Source organism: Chryseolinea lacunae (assembly GCF_016735595.1).
Classification (GTDB): Bacteria; Bacteroidota; Bacteroidia; order Cytophagales; family Cyclobacteriaceae; genus Chryseolinea; species Chryseolinea lacunae.
Window position 1 is genome coordinate 91372 of the sequence record NZ_JAERRB010000003.1, and the last position, 21931, is coordinate 113302.

15 protein-coding genes and 1 tRNA gene are annotated in these 21931 nt (G+C 49.6%); 7 read left to right on the forward strand and 9 right to left on the reverse strand.

Annotation, left to right across the window (positions count from 1 at the left end; genetic code table 11):
* Window positions 1-70: 70 nt before the first annotated feature.
* On the forward strand, window positions 71-403 hold the full coding sequence (locus JI741_RS09530; protein ID WP_202008843.1) for a DinB family protein: 333 nt from the start codon (window positions 71-73) through the stop codon (window positions 401-403).
* Here JI741_RS09530 and JI741_RS09535 read toward each other — a convergent pair.
* Entirely contained in the window at window positions 344-1108 is a 765-nt protein-coding gene (locus JI741_RS09535) for a tRNA(His) guanylyltransferase Thg1 family protein (RefSeq protein ID WP_202008844.1), read from the reverse strand. The two genes, JI741_RS09530 and JI741_RS09535, sit on opposite strands and share 60 nt — an antisense overlap.
* Complete coding sequence (locus JI741_RS09540) at window positions 1098-1544, reverse strand: AAA family ATPase (RefSeq protein WP_202008845.1); 447 nt, start codon at window positions 1542-1544, stop codon at window positions 1098-1100. Before JI741_RS09540 ends, JI741_RS09535 begins: the two co-directional genes overlap by 11 nt.
* 445 nt (window positions 1545-1989) lie before the next feature.
* Here JI741_RS09540 and JI741_RS09545 point away from each other — a divergent pair.
* A tRNA-Cys gene (locus tag JI741_RS09545) sits at window positions 1990-2063 on the forward strand.
* 47 nt (window positions 2064-2110) lie between these two features.
* Here JI741_RS09545 and JI741_RS09550 read toward each other — a convergent pair.
* Window positions 2111-2911, reverse strand: coding sequence for a hypothetical protein (locus tag JI741_RS09550; RefSeq protein ID WP_202008846.1), 801 nt, complete (start codon window positions 2909-2911; stop codon window positions 2111-2113).
* Window positions 2912-3464: 553 nt separating this feature from the next.
* Between JI741_RS09550 and JI741_RS09555 the strand changes: the two genes are divergently transcribed.
* Window positions 3465-4988, forward strand: coding sequence for a TROVE domain-containing protein (locus tag JI741_RS09555; protein ID WP_202008847.1), 1524 nt, complete (start codon window positions 3465-3467; stop codon window positions 4986-4988).
* A 682-nt stretch (window positions 4989-5670) separates the two neighbouring features.
* Here the strand turns inward: JI741_RS09555 and JI741_RS32480 are convergent.
* Window positions 5671-6519, reverse strand: coding sequence for a hypothetical protein (locus tag JI741_RS32480; protein ID WP_236675983.1), 849 nt, complete (start codon window positions 6517-6519; stop codon window positions 5671-5673).
* A gap of 124 nt (window positions 6520-6643) precedes the next feature.
* On the opposite strand from JI741_RS32480, the gene JI741_RS09565 reads away from it, so the two are divergent.
* From JI741_RS09565 to JI741_RS09575, 3 genes are all read left to right on the forward strand, one after another.
* Window positions 6644-7363 (forward strand): hypothetical protein, encoded by a 720-nt coding sequence (locus tag JI741_RS09565; RefSeq protein WP_202008848.1) that lies wholly within the window; start codon window positions 6644-6646, stop codon window positions 7361-7363.
* Window positions 7364-7419: 56 nt separating this feature from the next.
* Window positions 7420-10344 carry a DEAD/DEAH box helicase gene (locus tag JI741_RS09570; protein ID WP_202008849.1) on the forward strand — a complete coding sequence of 975 codons (2925 nt, stop codon included), beginning with the start codon at window positions 7420-7422 and terminating at the stop codon, window positions 10342-10344.
* Between the two features lie 154 nt (window positions 10345-10498).
* Window positions 10499-12919, forward strand: coding sequence for an ABC transporter permease (locus JI741_RS09575; RefSeq protein WP_202008850.1), 2421 nt, complete (start codon window positions 10499-10501; stop codon window positions 12917-12919).
* Window positions 12920-12999: 80 nt separating this feature from the next.
* Here the strand turns inward: JI741_RS09575 and JI741_RS09580 are convergent, their stop codons facing one another.
* The 4 genes from JI741_RS09580 to JI741_RS09595 all read right to left on the reverse strand — a co-directional run bounded on the left by JI741_RS09580 (window position 13000) and on the right by JI741_RS09595 (window position 19739).
* A complete protein-coding gene (locus JI741_RS09580; RefSeq protein WP_369411744.1) occupies window positions 13000-15696 on the reverse strand; it encodes an ABC transporter permease in 2697 nt (898 codons plus the stop codon).
* Entirely contained in the window at window positions 15651-15989 is a 339-nt protein-coding gene (locus JI741_RS09585) for a PadR family transcriptional regulator (RefSeq protein ID WP_202008852.1), read from the reverse strand. The genes JI741_RS09580 and JI741_RS09585 overlap by 46 nt, the downstream gene beginning before the upstream one ends.
* Before the next feature lie 121 nt (window positions 15990-16110).
* A complete protein-coding gene (locus JI741_RS09590) occupies window positions 16111-16269 on the reverse strand; it encodes a hypothetical protein (protein ID WP_202009967.1) in 159 nt (52 codons plus the stop codon).
* A 185-nt stretch (window positions 16270-16454) separates the two neighbouring features.
* Entirely contained in the window at window positions 16455-19739 is a 3285-nt protein-coding gene (locus JI741_RS09595; RefSeq protein ID WP_369411745.1) for a two-component regulator propeller domain-containing protein, read from the reverse strand.
* A gap of 445 nt (window positions 19740-20184) precedes the next feature.
* Here JI741_RS09595 and JI741_RS09600 point away from each other — a divergent pair, with 445 nt between their 5' ends.
* Entirely contained in the window at window positions 20185-20709 is a 525-nt protein-coding gene (locus JI741_RS09600; RefSeq protein WP_202008854.1) for a hypothetical protein, read from the forward strand.
* A 57-nt stretch (window positions 20710-20766) separates the two neighbouring features.
* Here JI741_RS09600 and JI741_RS09605 read toward each other — a convergent pair whose 3' ends face one another.
* Complete coding sequence (locus tag JI741_RS09605; RefSeq protein WP_202008855.1) at window positions 20767-21018, reverse strand: GIY-YIG nuclease family protein; 252 nt, start codon at window positions 21016-21018, stop codon at window positions 20767-20769.
* Window positions 21019-21931: the final 913 nt, after the last annotated feature.

Here is a 21931-nt window from a genome sequence, read left to right on the forward strand (position 1 = left end):
TTCTCACGCGTCATCTTGATTTAGGATGGTGCCATGCATTGTCTTCGACATAGACCTTAACCACCAACCTATGGCCGACCTCAATGCCTTGCTACAATCCGTCGCCGTTGCCCGTCAACAATTTGTTGCCGCGGCGTCGGGCCTCACCTATGCACAATCACAATTCAAACCGTCGCCCGACACGTGGTCGGTAGTAGACAATGTGAAGCACATGGTGTGGGCCGAGATGGGTGGCATCAACGGCATGTGGAAAACACCCGATGGCGTCAAAGCCAACCGGCTTCGTGTTTATTTTCTGCAGAGGAAAGGAATAAGCTTTCATGCCGTGGCTATCATTGCAAAATTAAGCATCCTCTTCGAGCAGGCTTCTCACCAACAGGTCATAGTTTGCCCCAACGGGTAACATCGTGTCTGTTACCAGTCTGGTGCGCGAAACAACGCACGGTATATTTTTGAGGCTGTCTGTCGACACCTTGTCAAAGCGTTCGTAATAAAAACCGATGCCGCGTTTTTGCCATGCGGGCAATGTGTTGAAGTTGATGCCCAGCTGAAACAGCAGTTCGTTTTTTTCGGCGGTCGAGCGGCCCTTCAGGGCTTCGGTTGCTTCGTTCACGGATGCGCCGGTGTCTCTCATTTTCCAATAGCACCATGCACTCAACGCATTGCGATGAGCGTCTTCACTGCGCCACCGAAAGTAGTCCACCACCAGATCGGACGAGGGCAATGGAATGATGCGACAATCAAACACTCCAAGACTGCCCATAGCCAACGTGAACCGTGCACTGGCTTCGCCCGACAAAATAGAGATGAGCTTTCGCGTCTTTCGTCCAAAGCTGTCGTCGAGCCTGTGAAAGAGCAGTGATATTTCGTCGCTTTGTGTGAAGCCGTAAACGACTCTAAAGCCACAGTCCATGGTGTGCTTCACGGTGTCTATCATGGCATCGCGAAAGCGCTCGTCGAATGGGCGCTCAAGTGCCAGTTGTTCTTTGGTGAGTTTTGTGAAGCCGCGGCCGTCCAGGCGGGCTATCATATAGAGTCCGGGCAGCACGGTTTGATCCATGTTTGTTTCATAGACGCGCATCTTCTTGTCGAGTGTATCAAACTTCATTGTTCCAGGGGTTGATGGTAAAGGTGTTGTCTGTTAATGTTACATAATAGAGTTCGTCAAATCCCTCAGCGAACGCGGGCAGCTCAAGTTCTTTGTGTTTCGCGATCACACCCACGGGGTCGATTTTTTCTTTTCCTTCGCGCCGTGCATTTCGTTCAAGACAATCGGCAAGCCTTGATTCAAAATAATAGCCCTTCACGGCAAAGCCATTGGTCTTCGCGTCGGTTATGTGCGCGGCACGTTCGGCTGCTGAAACGTTGGTGTTGTCGAGCACCATGCGTTGTTGCATGGCGAAGCACAGAGCCATGAGTTGCCGTTGTTTGTTGCGTGTATTCAAAAGATCAAGACTCACGCGCACGTGTGTGTTGAAAAGTCTCGCTTTGCAAAAGGTGCTCTTGCCGCTTGCGGGGATGCCCATTATCATAATCAATTCCATAGCTATCAGCGTTTAAAAACAAAAAGGCCCGGCATTTTTTTGCCGGGCCCTTCGCTAACACGTTTGTGATGTATTCACACGTGCCAACGGCATCGCCCGGCTAGAGCATGATGTTTCCAGGCACAACCTGTGAAACTTTTTGCAGCGCGATGACGTATTGTGTTTATCATGAAACAAAAGTAATCTTTTTCGAAGAATCTTTGTGATGATTCAGAAATTGTTGTTTTACTTTGTGTCAACAGAAACGAAATGAATTTCATCTCCAACATATCATTACTTCACGGACAAACATGTTGTCAGCATACAGCGCATGTGTGTCCGGATGAATTGTTATGATGTGAACGTTATAAATCCATAACAAAAAGCCCTGGCTCATGTGTCAGGGCTTTTTGTTTATCTATCGGTTTCGTAACAGAAACAGAATGGAAGAATATTGTTAAAACATGTCGGCGTACCCAAGTGGCTTAAGGGGCCTCTCTGCAAAAGAGGTATTCATCGGTTCGAATCCGATCGTCGACTCATCGTTGCTGGCGAATCGCCAACGACTGTTGCGTCAAACCCATAACTTAGCAAAGGGCAATCACCTTTGCCGCACCCGCATGCTTCACCTGTTCAACCACACCATTTGCCTGCACAACACCGAAGCAAATGCCAAGCGACAACATGAGGCTATAACCTTCATCGGGCGGCACCAGACTTTCGTGCAATGCCAGCGTTGTTTCAGCTGATCCCGATTGCGCAGGATTCCATTCCGTCACCGCATGCTGCGGCGCAAAGCTGTTGACATATCCTGCCTGTGGTGCGTAGCGGCCCAGGTCTTCGTTGAACGCAAAGTCGGGCACAACGGCCAGCACCGCCTGGATGCGGAACATGGGATAGTTTTTGGGCGGCGAGAAATTAATGCCCGGAAGCAACGCCGGAACCATGATGTGAGCCGTGCGCATTTCACGCGACAATGCCACATTCGTTGTGGTGCGCAATATACTGTCGAACGGTGCACGCCTGTTTAACGAGAACCCTTCGAGAAGGCGCACGTTTTTTGAAAGGGTTATTGTTCTTCTTCCCAGGTCGCTCACCAAATCGTTTTTCTGAACAACCTTGAGCATGGCGTTGATTGGACCACTAATGTTGAAGTCGGCCAACGCCTTTTGTGCACCGAGTGCCCGCCGCACGCGCGCCCCCATAGCCGAACATCCTCCAAACTCGGCCATGTAGCGACGCGGTGTGGCAAATGCCGGCGATGTTCTGATTTGATCCTTGCTTGCGCCGCCTCTGGCGCGCAAAATAATTTTGTCGCTACCTCTCATGCGATAGGCCGAGACGTTGCCAAGCCTGCCGGTAAATTGAATGTCTTCCAGGTGTGCCATAATGGAACTTGTTTTAAAGATTACATGCAAACGATCCGATTGAGGGTCGGAAAAAAAATAGCGAGGAGGGCAACTTTGCTATTGATTAAAAATAGTGATTGCCTTGAATTAAGTCAATATTAATCCAGCGATAATCCACACCTTAATAATACTGGGTTATCAGTGAGTCATCAGTGGGTTATCTCTGGATTATCTCTTGGTCATCTACACGTTGCGGACGTATATTTTATGCTGACAGACGATCTGTATGATCGGTTAATGAAAAAAGCTTTACGCTTATCGGCATTCCAGCAACGCTTTTGGTATCTTCAACAACTCAACCTACCGGATCACTTATGCGCCGTTACCTTTTCATACTTTATCTGGTGACCACCGCCGCCCTATGCGCTGCACAGCAACAGATTCTGCTTGTGGGCACGCATCATCAATCGCCAAGCGACCCCTTTCCCGCAAGGAAATAATATTTCACATTTTTTTAAAAATTACTTCTACTGCGCAAAAAGACTGCGCAGTGGTCGCGAACCTTTGTATCATCAATTTAAAAACAAAGGATATGCGATTCAATGTATTCACCAAACAGGCAGGCGTTAAGAACCACGAAGATGCACAGGCATTTGCCATGGACGCACGCATGGAACTTTACAGCACCCTGGTGACCACGGCGCTGAGCAACAGGTTCTATGAATCGGCCGACGAGCGCATCGATCGTATCCGAACATTGATTGCCAAAAACGATCCGGTCTTTGTGGCCCGGCTGGCCATCTATGCGCGCACAAAAATGAACTTGCGCAGCGTGCCTTTGGTGCTGGCCGTTGAGTTGGCCAAAATCCATTCGGGAAATGCGGCCGTGCGCAAAACGGTGAGCGGCGTGGTGAAACGTGCCGACGAAATCACCGAGTTGCTGGCCTACTATCAGGTGGCCAACAAACGCAAAGGCACAAAAAAACTGAACAAGCTGTCGAAGCAAATTCAGCATGGACTTGCGGTGGCATTCAATTCGTTCGACGAATATCAATTTGCAAAATATGACCGCGCGGCCGACATCACGTTGCGCGACGCGTTGTTTCTGGTGCACCCCAAAGCGGTGAGCGACCAACAACAGTTGGTGTTCAACAAAATCGCGAAGCAAACGTTGCAAGTGCCCTATACCTGGGAAACCGAGTTGTCGGCCTTGGGCCAGCAAAAATTTGCCAGCACGTTTGCCAAAGCCGCCGCCTTCCGCGCCAAGTGGGAAGAACTGATTGCCAGCAACAAGCTTGGCTACATGGCCTTGCTGCGAAACTTGCGCAACATGCTGGAAGCCGAAATCTCCACAGACGCCGTGGCGCACGTGTGCGCGCAACTGGCCGATCCTGTGGCGGTGGCCAAGTCGAAGCAGTTGCCTTTCCGTTTTTTGGCGGCGTGGCGCGAAGTGAAGGTGTTGGAGTTTGGTGCTGTGCCCTTGGTGCTTGATGCGCTTGAGAAAGCGGTGACGCATAGCGCGCAAAACATCCGTGGCTTTGACGCCCACACATCGGTGATGATTGCCTGTGATGTGTCGGGCTCCATGCAGAAGTCGGTATCCGACAAAAGCAAGGTGATGAACTACGACATCGGTTTGATGTTGGCCATGTTGTTGCAGTCGCGCTGCCAACATGTGCAAACGGGGATGTTTGGTGACACGTGGAAAATCATCAACGTGTCGCGCAGCAACATTCTGGCCAACGTGCAGGAATTTTATTCGCGCGAAGGTGAGGTGGGTTATGCTACCAATGGCTACCTGGTGTTGAAGGATCTTTTGGAACGGAAGCAGGTAGTGGATAAAGTAATGATGTTCACGGACTGTCAGTTGTGGAACTCGGATGTTGGCGATGGTGCGCAAATAAGCATGACGGCTTTGTGGAAGCAATATAAGGCCATGGTGCCGCAAGCGAGGCTCTACTTGTTTGACCTGGCCGGGTATGGCAAGACGCCGATCAGCATTCGTGAAAACGGCGTGTATTTGATTGCCGGATGGTCGGATAAGATTTTTGATGTGTTGGCTGCGGTTGAAGACGGAAAGAATGCGTTGTCTGAAATTGAGAACGTTGTGTTTTGAGGAAATGCTCTCCTTCGGTTTTTTGAAGGAGGGCATTTTTGAAAGGCCTTGGCTCCATGAATGACTTGGATGAATGCTTATAATATTGACTTGTAAAAAGTACTTAAAAGAAACATACTGATGTCGTAGAGGCGAGATTCTTCGATGCCTTTGAGGGGAGGAATCACATACTTTGGGTTTGCCTGGAGAAAGTGGTCCGGGTTCAACTCCCGGCTTATCATGCCCCGGTGCTCGGCTCGATTTTACTCGGTGTGTTTTTTTTTGAAACATTGTGAAGAATGCCGTCATGTGGAAATTCTTCGTAGGGCGGGTAAAATCCGCGCAAGGTCCACGCAAACTTTGCTTCTTCACAAAATAGTGGTGCCGTACAGGCGGGGTTCTTCGCATTGAAAACAAAGACCTGCCTGGCTGATTGCCCATTATTATGGATAACAAACCGGTGCCGTAGGATAGCGTTTCTTCGTAACTAGAGGGTTGCAGGTTCGAATCCTGCTCCGCCAAAGGGTGGGTAGCTCAACGGTTAGAGCATCTATGAGTGCTTTCCGATTTTTGCCTGGTTTTATTTTTTCTATTGACAACATTTTTTCACCAGACCTCCTCATGGTGCTTGGTGTTAAATAAATAAGCCACGTGCCATGGGTGCACGGGGCCTATTTTGTTTTTGTTCAATTCAATATTACACCTACCCTGGCAGCTTCTCTTTCACACCTTCCACCATTTGCACAAATTTTTGCAACTGCGGGCTGCCGGAGTTTTTTAGTTCGTCGAGCACCACGGCAGAGATGAGGCGGGGCCAGAAGAAGGAGGAGTTTACGTCGCCGGTTTTTTCTTCGATGCTTTGGAGTTTTTCGCCAAGCACTTTGCGGATGGGTTCGGGCACGGCCGGGTCTTGTGATGCAACTTTCAGTTTGCCCAGGCCTTGCTTCACGCGGCCGCCGTGCAGGTCGGCTGCGGCGTCGGTGAGGGTGTAGGGCCAGTGAATACCGGTTTGGTTAGCGAAGCCGGCCCAATAGAATTTTGACTGATCAAAATCTTTTTCATAGGCATTGAGAATGCCCATCAGCATATAAAACATTGTGGCTTCATATTGCACGTTAGACGACGCGCTTCGCTGCACCTGCAGGTTTGCGGCTTGCGACTCTTCGCGGGCCAGCGAATCCCACCCTTGTTCATACATGGCGATGGAGCGCAGGGAGCGCGCCAGAAATTTCACGTCGTTGTCGGCGCTCTCTTCGGCGATGTCGGCTTCGGCAAAGGCGGCGGTGGGTTTGGCCGAGATGGTCCAGAAATATCCGAGGAGCAAGTGTGCATATTCGGCGTCGATGGGGCCGATGGAATCAGGCGCCTGGCTGTTATACAAGGTCACGGCCGGACCCACGGCAGCGCGCGAAGCCACTTTATAGGTGGTGAATGTGAATCCGGAGTGGAGCTCTTCATACTGTTCGCGTTCCGTTTTTTTTCCGGAGCACGACATGGCACATACAACAACGAGGGCTAAAAGAATTTTAGTCAAGAAAACAGTGAGGTTCATGGGGAGTTTTATGGCGTTCTGAAATTTGTGGGCTCAAAGATGATGTGTTATGCCATGATTTACAAATTCCGCCTCCCGGAAACCGGTATGCCTGGGCACAGGGTTGGCGACTTTGGAAATTTGTGTGCCCAACAATCCGAACTATCTTCCCAACTTCGCGTTTAACCTCGTCAATGCTTCTGTGCCTCTTGCCGAACGAAGCGCTTCACTGACAAACACATCCATGCACGACTTTAGCTCCAAAGAACTGTATCTCGCCAACGGCGGAAACAAAATCTATATATATAAGGACGGTTTTGGCGATGTGTATAGTGCAACACCCGAAGAAGAGGCGGAGTGGGCCAAGGAGGTTGTTGCCCGGGCGCTGGGTCGCCTCGACACAGAAACCAACAGCACCGGCCTCACGTTTGCCATCAACGATTTGCTCTTTCATAACTATAAAGGCCTGGAGAGCCTGTTGATTGAGAAAATGAACACAACAACCCCCGTGCGCCAGATCATCTTTGCCACAGCGTTGTGGAAGTCGTTTCACAACGTGCAGAGCTTTGACATTGTGTACAACAATTTTCAGGAGCATCGCCACGAGTGTCTCGACGAGGCCTTTCACGGTCTCATTGAATTTAAGAAAAGCCATCCTGCCCACAAATTCATCCTGTGGTGTTTGACGGGCACCGACAGTCTTCTTCAAACCAAAGCGCACACCACGGTGTCGATGTGGGCCTACACGGGCTTGCCTCAACTTCGCTCCAACAAATTGCTGGAAAGACTGACCCCCGAAAATACCGATCCAGCAGTTTTTGCCGAAGCAATAGAAGAATTAAAAACCATCCTGACAAAGGCCTAAACGTTTCGCCACGGCAACGCAATGTGATTTTTAGATCGTAAGTTGCGCCCTTAACCATGCCGTATCCAACATTCGAAAATGCGCTGCCCGACGACGCTCCCGGAGGTTCGGGCAAATCGGGGAAGGAGTCGTCTTATAAGGTGGCGACGCCCTTGCTTCCGGCAGTTGCTGGCAGGGCCACACGCGTGGTGGTGATTGGCCGACATAAATACTACAGTCTTTTCTCCGTGCAGCTGGTGGAGTTTCCGCTCAGCACAGACGGCGCGCTGAAGAGCGGTATGCAGGTGCTGAAACCCATGGACCTGGTGTGGAGCAACAGCCACCCCGACGAGCTGAAGTTCTATTTGGCCGTAATCAAATTCCAGTCGCTCTACGAAAAGTCGGCGCGCGATGTGGAGAGCCTGAAGGCGCTGGTGAAAAATCCTGTGGGCTATGCCTTCTATGCGCACGACCACAACGTTTCCGAAAAGGTGAGTCACCGCTCCGTGTCTCCCATCAAAATAAGCCTAAGCGAAATAAAAATTGTGGTGGTGGTGAATCGCGAACACACGCACTACACGATCGACTGCGAGTTGTCTGTCAATGGGGCGCGTCATCCGCTTCCACGGGTCGACATTCAATACGACTACTTTGTGGTTTCCGAAAATCGGTGGCACCTTTGCGACAATGTGCATGCGCTTAATGTGCTGTCCTATTTCAAAGAGTGTGGCGATTCGCTCACGTTGTCGTATGACGCGTTCAAAACATTTCAACACGATGTGCTGGCCAAAATGGAATTGCACACCACCATCGAATATCCCTACCTGAACAAAACGGTTGCTGGCACGGGCACCGTGGAAGATGTTGATGATCTGGAGAAGATTATTTATTTGATGGATCAGGACACACACGTGTCCATCAACCCTGTGATTAGGTATGGCAACACGGAAATTCCTGTTCTTTCTAAAAAACAACTCTACACCGAAGACACGGAGGGCAACCGCATCAAAGTGGAACGGAACGAGCATGCTGAAGATGAGTTTATTGCTTTGCTGCTGAAGCAGCATCCGGACTTTATGGAACAGCTTGACGATCCTTTACTTTATTTCTACGTCAACAAAAAATCATTTCTCGACGCCGACTGGTTTTTGCCGGCGTTTGAAGATTGGCGCAAACACAACATCACCATCCTCGGTTTCAATACGCTGAAGGGCAACACGCTCAACCCAAACAAAGCCACCATCAACATTATTGTGAACAGCGGCATCAACTGGTTCAACACCAAGATCTCGGTGGCGTTTGGGAAAACGAAGGCGTCGTTGCGCGAGATTCAGCGGGCTGTGAAACGCAAGAGCAAGTTTGTGCAGCTTGACGATGGCACACAAGGCATCATTCCGGCGGAATGGATTCAGAAATTCAGCAGCTATTTCGAGGCCGGCGAAATTCTGGATGAGCAAACGCTGCAAACCAGCAAGATGAACTATTCGCACCTGTCGCAGCTCTACACCGAAGCAGAGCTCGACGACGAAGTGCGTGCCGAAATTCAGAACTACAAAGCCGCGCTTGGCAACGTGGCCACGCTCAAACCCATTCACGTTCCGGAGAAGTTAACGGCACAGTTGCGGCCCTATCAGCTCACCGGCCTGAACTGGCTCAACATTCTGGACGAGATGCGTTTCGGCGGCTGTCTTGCAGACGACATGGGGCTTGGAAAATCTATACAGATCATTGCCTTCATGCTGATGTTGCGCGAGAAGCGCGCCCCTGAAACACATCTGCTTGTGGCTCCCACCACGTTGCTTTATAGTTGGCTGGATGAGTTTAGAAAGTTTGCACCGTCGCTGAGCATACACGTTCATCACGGGGGAAGTCGTGCCAAGCAGACTACGCGTTTTGATTCGTTTGATGTTATTCTGACGTCCTACGGAACGTTGGTGTCGGACATTAATTTTCTGCGGAAGTATGCGTTCGGGTATGCCATTCTCGACGAGTCGCAAAACATCAAGAATCCATCGTCGCAGCGCTACAAGGCTGCGCGGCTTTTGCATTCGCGCAATCGCATCATTTTGTCGGGCACGCCGGTCGAAAACAATACGTTCGATTTGTATGCGCAATTTTCGTTTGCATGTCCCGGACTGCTGGGCAATCGCCGGAACTTTCGCGACTTGTATGCCACGTCTATCGACAAGTTCAAAAACAAACGTAGCCTGCTGACGCTGCAATCTAAAATCACACCCTTCATGCTGCGGCGCACCAAGCAGGAAGTGGCGAAGGACCTGCCCAAGAAAACGGAGATGGTTTTGTATTGCGAAATGAGCGAACCTCAACGCGCCGTGTATGCCACCTACGAAAAAGAGCTTCGCGACTTTATTGAGTCGCGCAACGAAGACGACCTGGCCAAAAGCACCATCCACATTCTGAAAGGGCTCACACAACTGCGCCAGATCTGCAACTCGCCCTCGCTGGTGGCCGACGACGCGTTTGCCGAAGATCACTCCACCAAAATTGATGTGCTGCTGGAGCGTATACAGATGTTGTCGCGCCATCACAAAATTCTGGTGTTCTCGCAATTTGTGTCGATGCTCGAACTGATAAAGTCGCGTCTCGACGTGCACCAGATTCCACATGCCATGCTCACGGGCAAAACGCGAAACCGCGACCGTGTGATCGACACGTTTCAAAACGACGCGTCGCTTCGTGTGTTTCTGATCAGCCTGAAAACCGGCGGCACCGGTCTGAACCTCACCGCCGCCGACTACGTGTTCATTGTTGACCCGTGGTGGAATCCGGCTGTGGAGAACCAGGCCATCGACCGTGTGTATCGCATCGGCCAGCAAAACAATGTGGTGGCCGTGCGCCTCATCTGCAAAGACACCGTTGAAGAAAAGATGATGGTGCTGCAGGAATCCAAAACAAAACTGTCGGCCGACCTGATCGACACCGACAAGAACATTTTTTCGATGCTGCACCGAAACGACTTTCTGGCGTTGACAGATCGCTGACGCTTCTCCTGAAATTCTACTACAATCATCAACAAGACTGCGCCGATCACGCACCTACCGCCGATCACGCACCTACCGATCTCAAAAATATTTTCCGTTCCGTTGCAACATTTTCCAGGCCACGCGTGTCTCACGGGGCAAACGCATCCTATCCATGTTCCGTAACTACCTCAAAACCGCCTTTCGCAGCGTCATGAAACGACGCTTCTTTTCTTTCATCAACATCTTTGGACTGGCAGTGGCCATGGCATTGTCGATGGCCATCATCATGCTGGTGGCCGATCAACTGATGTATGACCGGCACAACACACAGCGCGAACGGGTTTATCGCATCAACAGCATTCCCATTGGGCATCATGGTGAACAACACACCGAAACGGCCACGTCGGCTCTGCCCCTGAAACAGGAGCTGAAAGACAACTATGCCGGCATTGAAAAAGCTGCACGACTGGTGCGTGGCTTTGGCAACATGTGGATCGAAATCGCGCAGAATGTGAACATCCCGGTGGCGGGCTATTATGCCGACCCGGAAGTGTTCGACGTGTTTGAATATCAGTTGGAATATGGCGACACGAGAACCGCACTCGTCGAGCCCTACACCGTGGTGCTTACAAAGAAGGCCGCGCGCAAATTATTTAAACAGGAAAATCCGGTTGGTGAAACGTTCAAGGTGGGCGAAGAAGGTCCCTACAAAGTGACGGGTGTGCTGATGGAAACGCAAAACAAGTCGCACCTCGCCTTCGATGCCCTCGCCAGCATGGCCACGGTGAAGAGCCTTGAAGCCGAAGGCAAGCGCCATAAAAATCTTGACAACTGGTATAACTTCACACAGGGCTGGCTCTATGTGGTGCTGGATAAAAATCAAAGTCCTGAAGCTCTTCAACTGGCGCTTGACAAGATCCAGAAAAAATATTTCACCACACTTCCCAAACCCGACACACAATTAAAGGTGAAGTATGCCATACAAAACCTGATGAACATCACGCCCGGGCCCATGGTAGAAAATCCCATCGGGCCGTTTCTTCCTTGGGTGTTCATTTATTTCTTTGCTGGTCTTGCCGGAGTAGTAATGCTCACGTCGTGTTTTAACTTCACTAATTTGTCGATCGCGCTTTCGCTCACCCGTGCCCGTGAAATTGGCATCCGCAAAGTGACCGGTGCACAGCGGTGGCAAGTGTTTCTGCAATTCATTTCCGAGTCGGTGCTGTTGTCGATGTTCGCGTTTGTGGCAGCCATTCTGATTTTGTTTTTGCTGAAGCCGTTGATGCTGCAGTTGAGCTTTGCACGCATGATGATGTGGAGCCTGGAAATGAACTACGCGGTGTTCGGGGTGTTTGTGCTGTTCGCATTGGGCGTTGGTTTGTTGGCAGGCATTTTCCCCGCGGTGGTGCTCAGTGGGTTTCAACCGGTGAAAGTTTTGAAAGGCATCGGCACCATGAAGCTCTTCTCGCACATTGGTTTACGAAAAACCCTGCTGGTGGCACAGTTCACCTTCTCACTCATTTTCATTCTGACGGTGGTTGTGGTGTTTAACCAGCTCAAATTGTTTCTGAAGGCCGACCACGGATTTAGTATGGATCAGAAAATTGTGGTGGGCTTGAGCAACGCGTCGCCCACGACCTTGAAAACGGAGCTGCTCAAATACAGCAACATCGAAAGTGTGTCGGCCGTGTCGCACGTGCCCGCGGGTGGCAGCAGCTACAGTTCGGGTTATAAAAAATCGATGGACGAAAAAGACTGGACGGAGGTCTACTACTATTCAACAGACGAAGACTACATCGGCAACATGAATCTGCAACTGGTGGCCGGCAACTATTTCAAAGCCGAAAGCGGTGAGGCCAACAAAGATTTTATTGTGCTAAACGAAAATGCCGTGCAGGCTTTTCACTTCAACTCGGCGAATGAAGCGATTGGCCAGCAAATTATTTTTCAGGACGACTCCACGCGCAAGCAGATCATTGGTGTAGTGAAAGACTACAATCACCAAATGTTGCTCGACAAAATTCAACCGATGGCCCTCATTGCAAACCCGAAAGAATACACGCTGCTGCAAGTGAAATACAGCGGCACGTTTCAAAATGCCGGGCAGAGCATCGAGAAAGCCTGGATGGCCACAACGCCGGCACTGAAAGTTGACTACAAAGATTTCGATGGCGAGGTGCACAAAATCTACGACATCCTATTCGGCGATCTATTCAGCATCCTCAGCGTGATCGCCTTCCTGGCCATTACCATATCGTGTCTTGGCTTGTTGGGCATGGCCACCTATGCCACCGAAACGCGCACAAAAGAAATCTCCATCCGCAAAGTGCTGGGCAGCAGTAACGGCGAATTGATTTATCTTTTGTCGAAAGGTTTTGGATCGATGCTGTTGATCGCCATTGTGGTGGCTGTGCCGGCTGTGTGGTTCATCAACAATTTGTGGCTTGAGCAACTGGCCTATCACGTGTCGGTGAATGCCGTGACCATCGGCATCGGCATTGCAACGTTGATTGTTTTCGGAGTAGCCACCATTGGCTCGCAGGCCTGGCGTGCCACGTATGTGAATCCCGCGCAGAATTTGAAAGGTGAATGAGCGTCGATATGTTCACAAACACAAAGAGACTGCTTTGATGGCAGTCTCTTTTGTTTATGTCGTTCCTAAAAACATGGCCATCACTCCGACCTCAACCGGTTTGCCGGGTTTGTCATTGCCGCGCGAATGGCATGGTAGCTCACAGTGCTCATGGCAATGAGAACCGAAAGCACTCCGGCGATGGCAAACACATCCCACGAAAGTGGAGTTTTATAAGTATAGTCCTTCAACCACTGCTGCGCCATGAACCACGAAAGCGGGGCAGCGATAACGAACGATATCAGCACAAGCCCCACCACGTTTTGAGTGAGCAGGCGGAAGATGTTTTTCATAGACGCTCCCATCACCAGGCGTATGCTGATTTCTTTGCCCCGCTGTTCCACCATGAACGCCGACAACGCGAACAGTCCCAGACACGCCACCACAATGGCCAGGGCTGCAAAGCATGTGAAAATTTTTCCGGTGCGGTCCACATCGGCATACATGCGGGCATAGCGTTCGTCCATGAATGCGTAGCGAAAGGGTTGATGGGGCATAAAGCGCTGCCACACTTTGTTGAGCGCCGGAATAACGCTGGCCATGGCCGATGACTTCACCTTCACCGAAGCAAACGCCCCGCCCCTTTCCAACACAAAACAAAGCGACCTGATTTGTCCCTTCATGGATTCGAAATTAAAATCTTCCACAACACCGATCACTTCATATACCTGGCCTTTTGTGATGCGGTGGCCGATGGGTTGAGGAAGTCCAAGATCTTTGGCCATCGCCTGGTTGATGATGATGGCCGTGGCATCGGAAGCTCTCGTGTCGAAGTCGCGACCCATGGTGATGTTCATGCCCAGGGTTTTGATATAGTCTTCGTCTACCGACCACTCCTGTGCGTAGACCGCCACATCTTCTTTTGATCTTCCTTCTTTCCAGAAGGCGGTCTGGCCGCGGTTTGTGCCACTCACCGGCAGGTAGCTGCTGATGGTGACATGCTCCACATCGGCCAGTTGCAACACTTCGCTCTTGAAGGTTTCGCGTTGTTCGCCGAGTGTGTTGGTGCCTTGCACAATAACCACTTGCTCCTTATCAAATCCGATTTTGCTGTTCAGTATGAACTGCATTTGTTTGTTGATCACAAACGTGCCCACGATGAGCACGATGGATGTGGTGAACTGAAACACCACCAGCGCGCCACGCAACGATGAGCTTCTGCTTCCTTTGCTGAGGCTGCCCTTCAGCACATCAACAGGTTTGAATCCGGAAAGATAGAAGGCGGGATAGAGTCCGGCGATGATGCCCACCACGAGGGCGGCCATCAACAACATGGGCAAGAACCAGAGCGTTGTCCAGGGCAGTGCCAGTTGTTTGCCGGCCAGTGCATTAAAGAACGGCAAAGCCAGCGTCACCATGCCCACGCCCAAGGCGAACGACACAAGGCTGTAGACAACCGACTCGGTCAGAAACTGGCGAACCAGGTAGCCGCGCACAGAGCCCACCACTTTTCGCAGCCCCACTTCCTTTGCACGGTTTGCCGACTTGGCCGTTGACAGATTCACAAAGTTGATGCAGGCCAGCAATAAAATGAAAACGGCAATGCCGCTGAACAACCACACGTAGCGAATGTCGCCATGGTGAAGTTCGTCCGACACTCCTGCCGTGTTGATATAGATGTCACGCACAGGCTGCAGTCCAAAGAAATGATTCTTCTTTATGTCGGCGGCCGATTGATCGCCGTTGTTTTGCAGATAGGGCAACAGGTGATCGTCGCGCAGCGATTGAAGCTTTAGGGTGAGTGCGGCCGGGTCGGCATCGGGCCGCAGTTTCACATAGGTGTCGTAATTGAAGCAACACCAGCTGGTTTGTTCGCCAGGCCAGAACTCTGCGTTGGTGAGCGTGATGAAAAAATCATAGTGGAGATGCGTATGTGCAGCAAAATCTTCCATCACTCCGCCAATGGTGTAGGGGCGCGCGTTGTCGTCGTTGAGGATCACGGTCTTGCCCATGGCCTCTTCGTTTGGAAAATATTTTTCGGCTATCCGTTTCGATATCACAATGGAGTTTGGCTTGGCCAGCGCGTTGATGTTTCCTTCCACAAACGGTATCTCAAGAATGCTCAGCAACTCATTGTCGGCATAGGCAAATCCTTCTTCATACGTATTCTCCACGCGGTCTTCGCGCCGGAACAAATTGCTGCCGGCCTGATGCCACTTCTGCGGCACCAACCGGCCAACCTTCTCCACTTCGGGATAGTCTGTTTTAAAAATCTGTGCTACCACCGGCGATGTTGACGTCCACCGTTCGGCCTGTGCACCACGATAGTCGTTGTAGAAACGATAGATGTGATTGCCATCCGCATAACGTTTGTCGTAGCTCAGTTCGTTGCGCACATACAGGAATATGATCATGCAGGTGGCCAGCCCCAGGGCCAGGCCGCCAACGGTGATGCCGGTATACATCTTTTGGCGGGACATGGTTCGCCAGGTGATCTTGAAATAGTTTTTATACATGGCTAAAGTATGATGAGATGTCGACTCTGATCTTCGCCGGATGGCAAAGGGTTGCAGAAAGAAGAGTACGTTGCAGATGAATAACAAGTCGGCTTTTCGTTTGCCAAGCCTGGCCCTGCGCCGGTCATAAAGTTCCAGCATGTCGCCCAGGGCTGCATCGGCCAGGTGATCGTTGCAGAACCATTGAAAAAAACGAATGGCCCACGTCGGTGGATTTTGTTGATGCGGTTTGTGCGTCATGCCTGCGTGACCTCCCACACTATTTTTGGAATCTCTTTCCACATCTCGTTTCGCATCTCGCGCGATTCGCTCAGCACTTTTTTGCCGGCTTCTGTGAGTATGTAAAGCCGCTTGTCTCTTCCGCCACGCACGGCGGTGGCGCCGCCCATGCGCGACTTCAGGTAGCCTTTGTCTTCGAGGCGAAGCAAGGCTTTGTGAACGGAGCTCATCATGATGTTGCGGCCGGTTTTCTTTTCCAGCTCGTCTACAATGGCCAGGCCGTAGGCATCGTCGAACAAGATTCCGACGGTGAGCAAGACCAGTTCTTCGAATTCTCCCAGGTAGGTACCTTTCATTTGTTTCACCTTTGCCTATAAAGACGGTCGCGGCGATAAAAAGGTTGCATGGATGTGTTCAGGCCTTGAAAATCCTTATGGATTGTGGCTTTTCATTGGGCCAAACCGCAAGACGAGCCTTTTAATAAAGGAGCCAAAGCAGAAGCAGGAAAATGGCCAGCAGAAAAGCCACCCACTTCAGGCCCCGGGCTTTTGGCGGGAACTCATAGCTGCAGATCGGGCAGGTTTTGCTGTTGGCATCGACCTCCATGGCACACGAGGGGCATTCGATTTTCTTCATTTTATAAAGATAAAAATTTGCCGGCACAGGTTTGGGATGGGCTGCGCTCGGTGGTGGAAAGCACACGCATGGGACTGGCCAATTTGCAAAAACGATTTCAAACTGCTGGGAAACTACACGATGAACAGCACGCCGGAGGAGCGTTCTTTAGCGCGGAGCTGCCGTTGATTTAGGCGGTATATACCTTATCGTTTAAAAAAAATCCTAAACGTGGTTCCTTTATCAATTTCACTTTCCACTTCCACACGACCGCCCAAAGAAACCACCTGATTTTTCACGAGGTATAGCCCCATGCCTTTGCCCTCCACGTGGTTGTGAAAGCGGCTGTAGAGTGTGAATATTTTTTCTTTGTGCAAGCCCAGGTCAATGCCCAGACCATTGTCGCGAACGGTCAGGCAAATGTGTTTTTCAACAACCTCCGATTTAATGCGGACAACGGGGCACCTGTGTGGATAACGATACCGGATGGCGTTCCCCACCAGGTTAATAAGAATGCTGTCGAGGTAAGGTTTGACAGTATGGATGAACGGGGCACCTGAAAAATCCTCCTGAATCACCGCTCCCGTTTCGTGTATCTCTTTTTCCAGGTTCACTCGTACCAACCGCATCTCCTCCTCCAGGCTGATGTTGGTGAGGGTGGAAGTGTTATCTTTTCTCAAGACCAAAATGGTGATCAGATCTTTCACCACGGTGTCGAGTTCGCGCGTTGCAAAAACCAGTTTGCCCACAATGTCATTTTGTTCTGCCGGGTCGGGTTTCACCATCTCCAAAACATTTCCCAATCCCAGGATGCGGGCAACAGGAGCCCTGAGGTTGTGAGCCGAGATGAATGCAAATTGTTCGAGCTGTTGATTATACTCCACCAGATCCTTTGTTCTTTCTTTCACCTCTTCTTCCAGCGTTTCGTTGCGCAGTTTGATTTCGTCATTTTGTTTTTCAATGATTTGCCTCGCCTTTTGAAGTTCGCCGTTCTGCGATGCCAGCTCTTCCTGCTGAACAGACAGATCGTTGTTCTGCTTTTGAATTTCCTCCTCGCGGCTAACGAGTTCTTCGTTTGTGTTTTGAAGTTCTTCGGTTCGCTTTGCCACCAGGCCCTCCAGCTTCCTGTTTTGCCGTTCAATGGCTTTCACCCTCATTTTGTAGTAGCCCCTGGCCATGCCCACAACGAAAAGCACGGCCATTGTTCTGAACCACCATGTCTTCCAAAGGGGCGGCAGAATGTGGATGACCAGCGTTGTTCCTGATTCGTTCCACAGGCCATCGTTGTTGCAGGCTTTAACCCTGAAGGTATACGTTCCCACATCCAGGTTGGTGAACGTGACCGAGCGATGGTTGCCTACATAGTTCCAATCCTCATCAAAGCCCTCCAGCATGTAGGCATACTGGTTCTTGCGGGTGGCGGTGAAATTTAACGCCACATAGTCGATGGCAAAAAAGATGTATTGCGGTGGAAGGGAAATTTCGCGCACCTCGCTGATCTGTTGTTTTAAGATGCCGTCTTCACCGCCAACTTTAACCGATTGGTTGAAGAGTTTCAGGTCTGTTATAAAAACAGGAGGAACATGAGGGTTGTCTTTTATGCTATCGGGGTAGAAAAAATTAACCCCTTTGCCTCCAAAAAAAAGCTGTCCCTCTTTGCTTCTGAAACAGGCATTGGGCCTGAACTCTTTGCTCAGCAAGCCATCGTTGACGTCGAAGTTTTTAAATGTCTCATCCACGGGATTAAACTTCGAGATACCCTGCGTGGTGCTCAGCCAGAGGTTGCCCCAATCGTCTTCCAAAATTCCGTTCACGATGTTGTTTGGCAATCCGTTCCCTACCGTGTAGCGCTTCACAAATTTTTTCGCTACCAGCAGGTGCAGGCCGTTGCTTGTGCCAACCCAAATTTTTCCTTTCCGGTCTTCCAGAATACAATTCACCAATCCACCCACCTTAATGGAATCCATGTTGCGCCCGGTGTTGAACCTCACTATTTTTTTATCGTTCGCCTGATATTCCGTTAGCTCTTCAATGGTGCCGATCCAGACATTCCCTTTGCGATCTTCGTAGACGGTGCGAATGAAGTTGTTGAATTCGAATTCGTTTTGCGTGTGCCTTTCAAACTGGCCGGTCTTTTCATCGGTCAAAATATTTAGTCCCTGGTATGTGCCCACCAGCAAGTGCCCAGTTTGAGTTTGTTCATTTATAGAAAACACATTTGGATTGGAGAGGCTGTTGGGATTTTTTTCATCGGGCAGATAGTTCATGAAATAATCATGCTCTTCAACATACCGACTCAGACCTCCACCCCAGGTACCCGCCCACAGTTGATGCCGGCTGTCTTCAAAAATCGACAGCACCGGATCGCCACCCAGGCTGTTTTTTTGGGATGTATGTTTGTAGTAGCGGAGCTGCCGTCCATCTCTCACGGCCATTCCACCTTCGGTGCCAATCCAAAACCGGTTTTTAGAATCCTGCCAAATGGCATTCACCACATCGTTTTCCAGGGGCACATCGAGCTCCGAAAATTTTTCTTTCAACCTGTCAATGACGCACAATCCTTTTGAATAGGTGCCGACCCAAATTCTTCCCTGCCGGTCTTTATAGATAGACCAGATGGAATTGTCGACCACAGAGGTGGGATCGTTTTTGTTGAACAAAAAATTGGTGAACTCGCCGTCTTTTGTATCCAAGCGACTGAGCCCGCCATTTTCAGTACCAATCCAAAGGTCATCGCCGTCTTCACAAAGATTCAGAATGTTGTTGACCAGGAACGACGTTTTGTTGTCAGTGGATTTTGTTGTGAAGTTTGTAAAGATTTTTTTTCGCGGATCAAATTTGCTCAGCCCTTCTGCCGTGGCAATCCAGATGTTGCCCCGGGCGTCGTGAATGGCTTTGTGAAAAAGATTGCTCACAATGCTGTTTGGATTTTTTTCGTCGTGGAAGTAGCGCTCAAGACTGTTGTTGCGCATGTTCCACTTAAAAAAACCGGTGTTGTTGGCGCCCATCCAGAATTCATCTTCAGACGCCTGCCAAAGAAACGCTATGGGGTTTGTGGATGGAAAGAGATCGAAGTGTTCCCAGTGATTGTTTGCACGATTCAGCCTGGACACAAAAGCCTGCTTCGATTTTACGCCAACAACCCAGATGTTTTTGTTTCGGTCTTCCAGGATCTGCGGAATGTCGCAGTCGAATGAGTAGGCCGCAATTCTGGTGAAATTATCCTGAGAATTGTTATAGGTGTGCAACCCGCCGTTGAGCGTGCTCACCCAAAGCGCGCCCTGGCTATCTTCATAGATATTGGATATGCCGTTCTTCAGCAGGCTGGTGGTGTCGTCGGGATGGTTACGATATATCTTAAAGTCATAGCCATCAAAGCGGTTCAATCCATCTTCGGTGCCCACCCACAGAAAACCTTTCGAATCCTGGAGAACGCAATTGACTTTGGAATTGGAGAGCTCAGAACTTGCCTCTATTCTTGAAAATTTCACTTTCTTAACACTGGGTTGAGCAAGTGCCACCTCACAAAAAAGGATTGCAAGCGAGAACACCAGAAAATGAAAGTGTTGAAGACTCATACATTATCGTCTCTCCGAAAGACGGATCATTCCTTTTGAATCAAGAATTCACAATCATGCAGGTATTCTGAATATAGAAACACTCCGTCTCCAGGCTTGAAGGCGCCATTGATGTTTCCGGGTTCCTTTTGACAGGGCAATTCCAGGCGGGCTCCTTTTGCCTGGATGTGTTGTGTTGGAGGAAAAATTTTCCTCTATACTAAGATAGCAGAATTTCGGACTTGGCCGCGCATTGGTGGGCGAAAACTGTAGAACGCGGGGCCTGTTTTTTAATGCGTCATGCTGGTGAATCATACAACACAGCACACATGCGTGCCGCAGTTGATTTTTATCTAACGTGGTCTTAAATTACCAGGGCATGATGGACTGGATATTTGATCACATCACTGGCAAACTTTTGTGGGCTAGCTTATTTGTTTTGGGAGGAACCTCCGTCGTAATTACACGATTCGTAATTTCCCGAATTGAAAAAAACACAGCTCTAAAAGCCATAGAAAAAATCAAGACAAGGCCATCATATGCAAAAGAAATAGCAGACTCACTTGATATACCCTATGGACAGAAACCCAACTTCAGTCTAAATCATTTTGAGATTTTAAAAAGTTATATACGCGATCGTGCACAAATCGGCGAATACAAAATTATATATACAACAGAGGTGACACCTTCCGACCTTCTTGTTTTTACCCGCATTTCCTTCGTCGACTTTGATGTAAACGTCATGGGGCAGGCTTCAGACGTGAAGAAAGATGTGTACGTAACTTTTTTAGTCCGCTATGACCATGAAGATCAGCAATTCCTGGTACAGTCAAATCTTCACTACACGTCAACAGAGAAGTTTCACAGAGACAGATTCACCACTGCGATATTCACAGGCATTTAATCCGGTATTCATTAGAGATGGAGGTTTTGACGCCCGTAGACCTGACGGACGCGACCTTTACTGTTGCAGAATCTCTCTTCGAATAAACATCCTTCCTCGTGCAGTTTTCAACTCCCGCTCCCGCTTCATCGCTTCTCCCTTCGTTTCAAATGCCTCTGAGAATACCAACCTCCACGGACGAAATTTCATGGTCCATCCCTTTGTGGCAAGTTCGTTGTGTGACTTTAGTCTGGCCTCAAGATCGGACGTGAAGCCAATGTAGATTTTGTTCAGCTTTGCCGAATGAAGAACGTAAACATGGAATGGCATAAGATTGCTAGGTATTTTTTGATGCCAGCCTCATAACGGTATACCTAAGGTACAAAAATAGTGTGTCTCATTTCCTTTGACCTCCCTTACAGTTTCGATAGAAGTTTGATCTGAGCTCCGGGCGAGCTATGAAATGCCTTTTGCTGCTTCCATTGCAATTTTTTAGTGTCCTAAAAAAGAACATGAGGATTTTTTTCATTCAAGCGCCAAGCTGACATAAAATACCAATTGTGACGTCCACTTATAAAAATCAAAATCCACTCCATCAAAATCATGATTAAAAGGTGGCAGCTAGCCTCGATCTTCGTTATGATCTCCCTAAGCCTTAAAGCTCCGCAACTGGTAGTAAAGTTGTTCGAGATAATATTCCCCCGCTACTTTTACTGGGGCCGAGCGACCAACTACTACACTCACGATATATTTTTTAGAATGAGAAAGGAAGTCTCTTAATCTTCTTTCTCCCTTGAACCTGCGTCTACCACCTGGCGGATACGAACTCAACACTTAGGGTCATTTTCTTAAAAACAGAAAAGACGATCTTTTGGATCGCCTCTCTTCTAGTAGCGGGAACAGGACTCGAACCTGTGTTCGCCAACTGGCGGATATGAGCCCAACGAAAGTATTAAAAAAGAAAAGGCGATCTTTCGGATCGCCTCTCTTCTAGTAGCGGGGACTGGACTCGAATCTGTGTCCGCCAACTGGCGGATATGAGCCCAACGAAAGTATTAAAAAAGAAAAGGCGATTTTTCGGATCGCCTCTCTTCTAGTAGCGGGGACAGGACTCGAACCTGTGTCCGCCAACTGGCGGATATGAGCCCAACGAAAGTATTAAAAAAGAAAAGGCGATTTTTCGGATCGCCTCTCTTCTAGTAGCGGGGACAGGACTCGAACCTGTGTCCGCCAACTGGCGGAT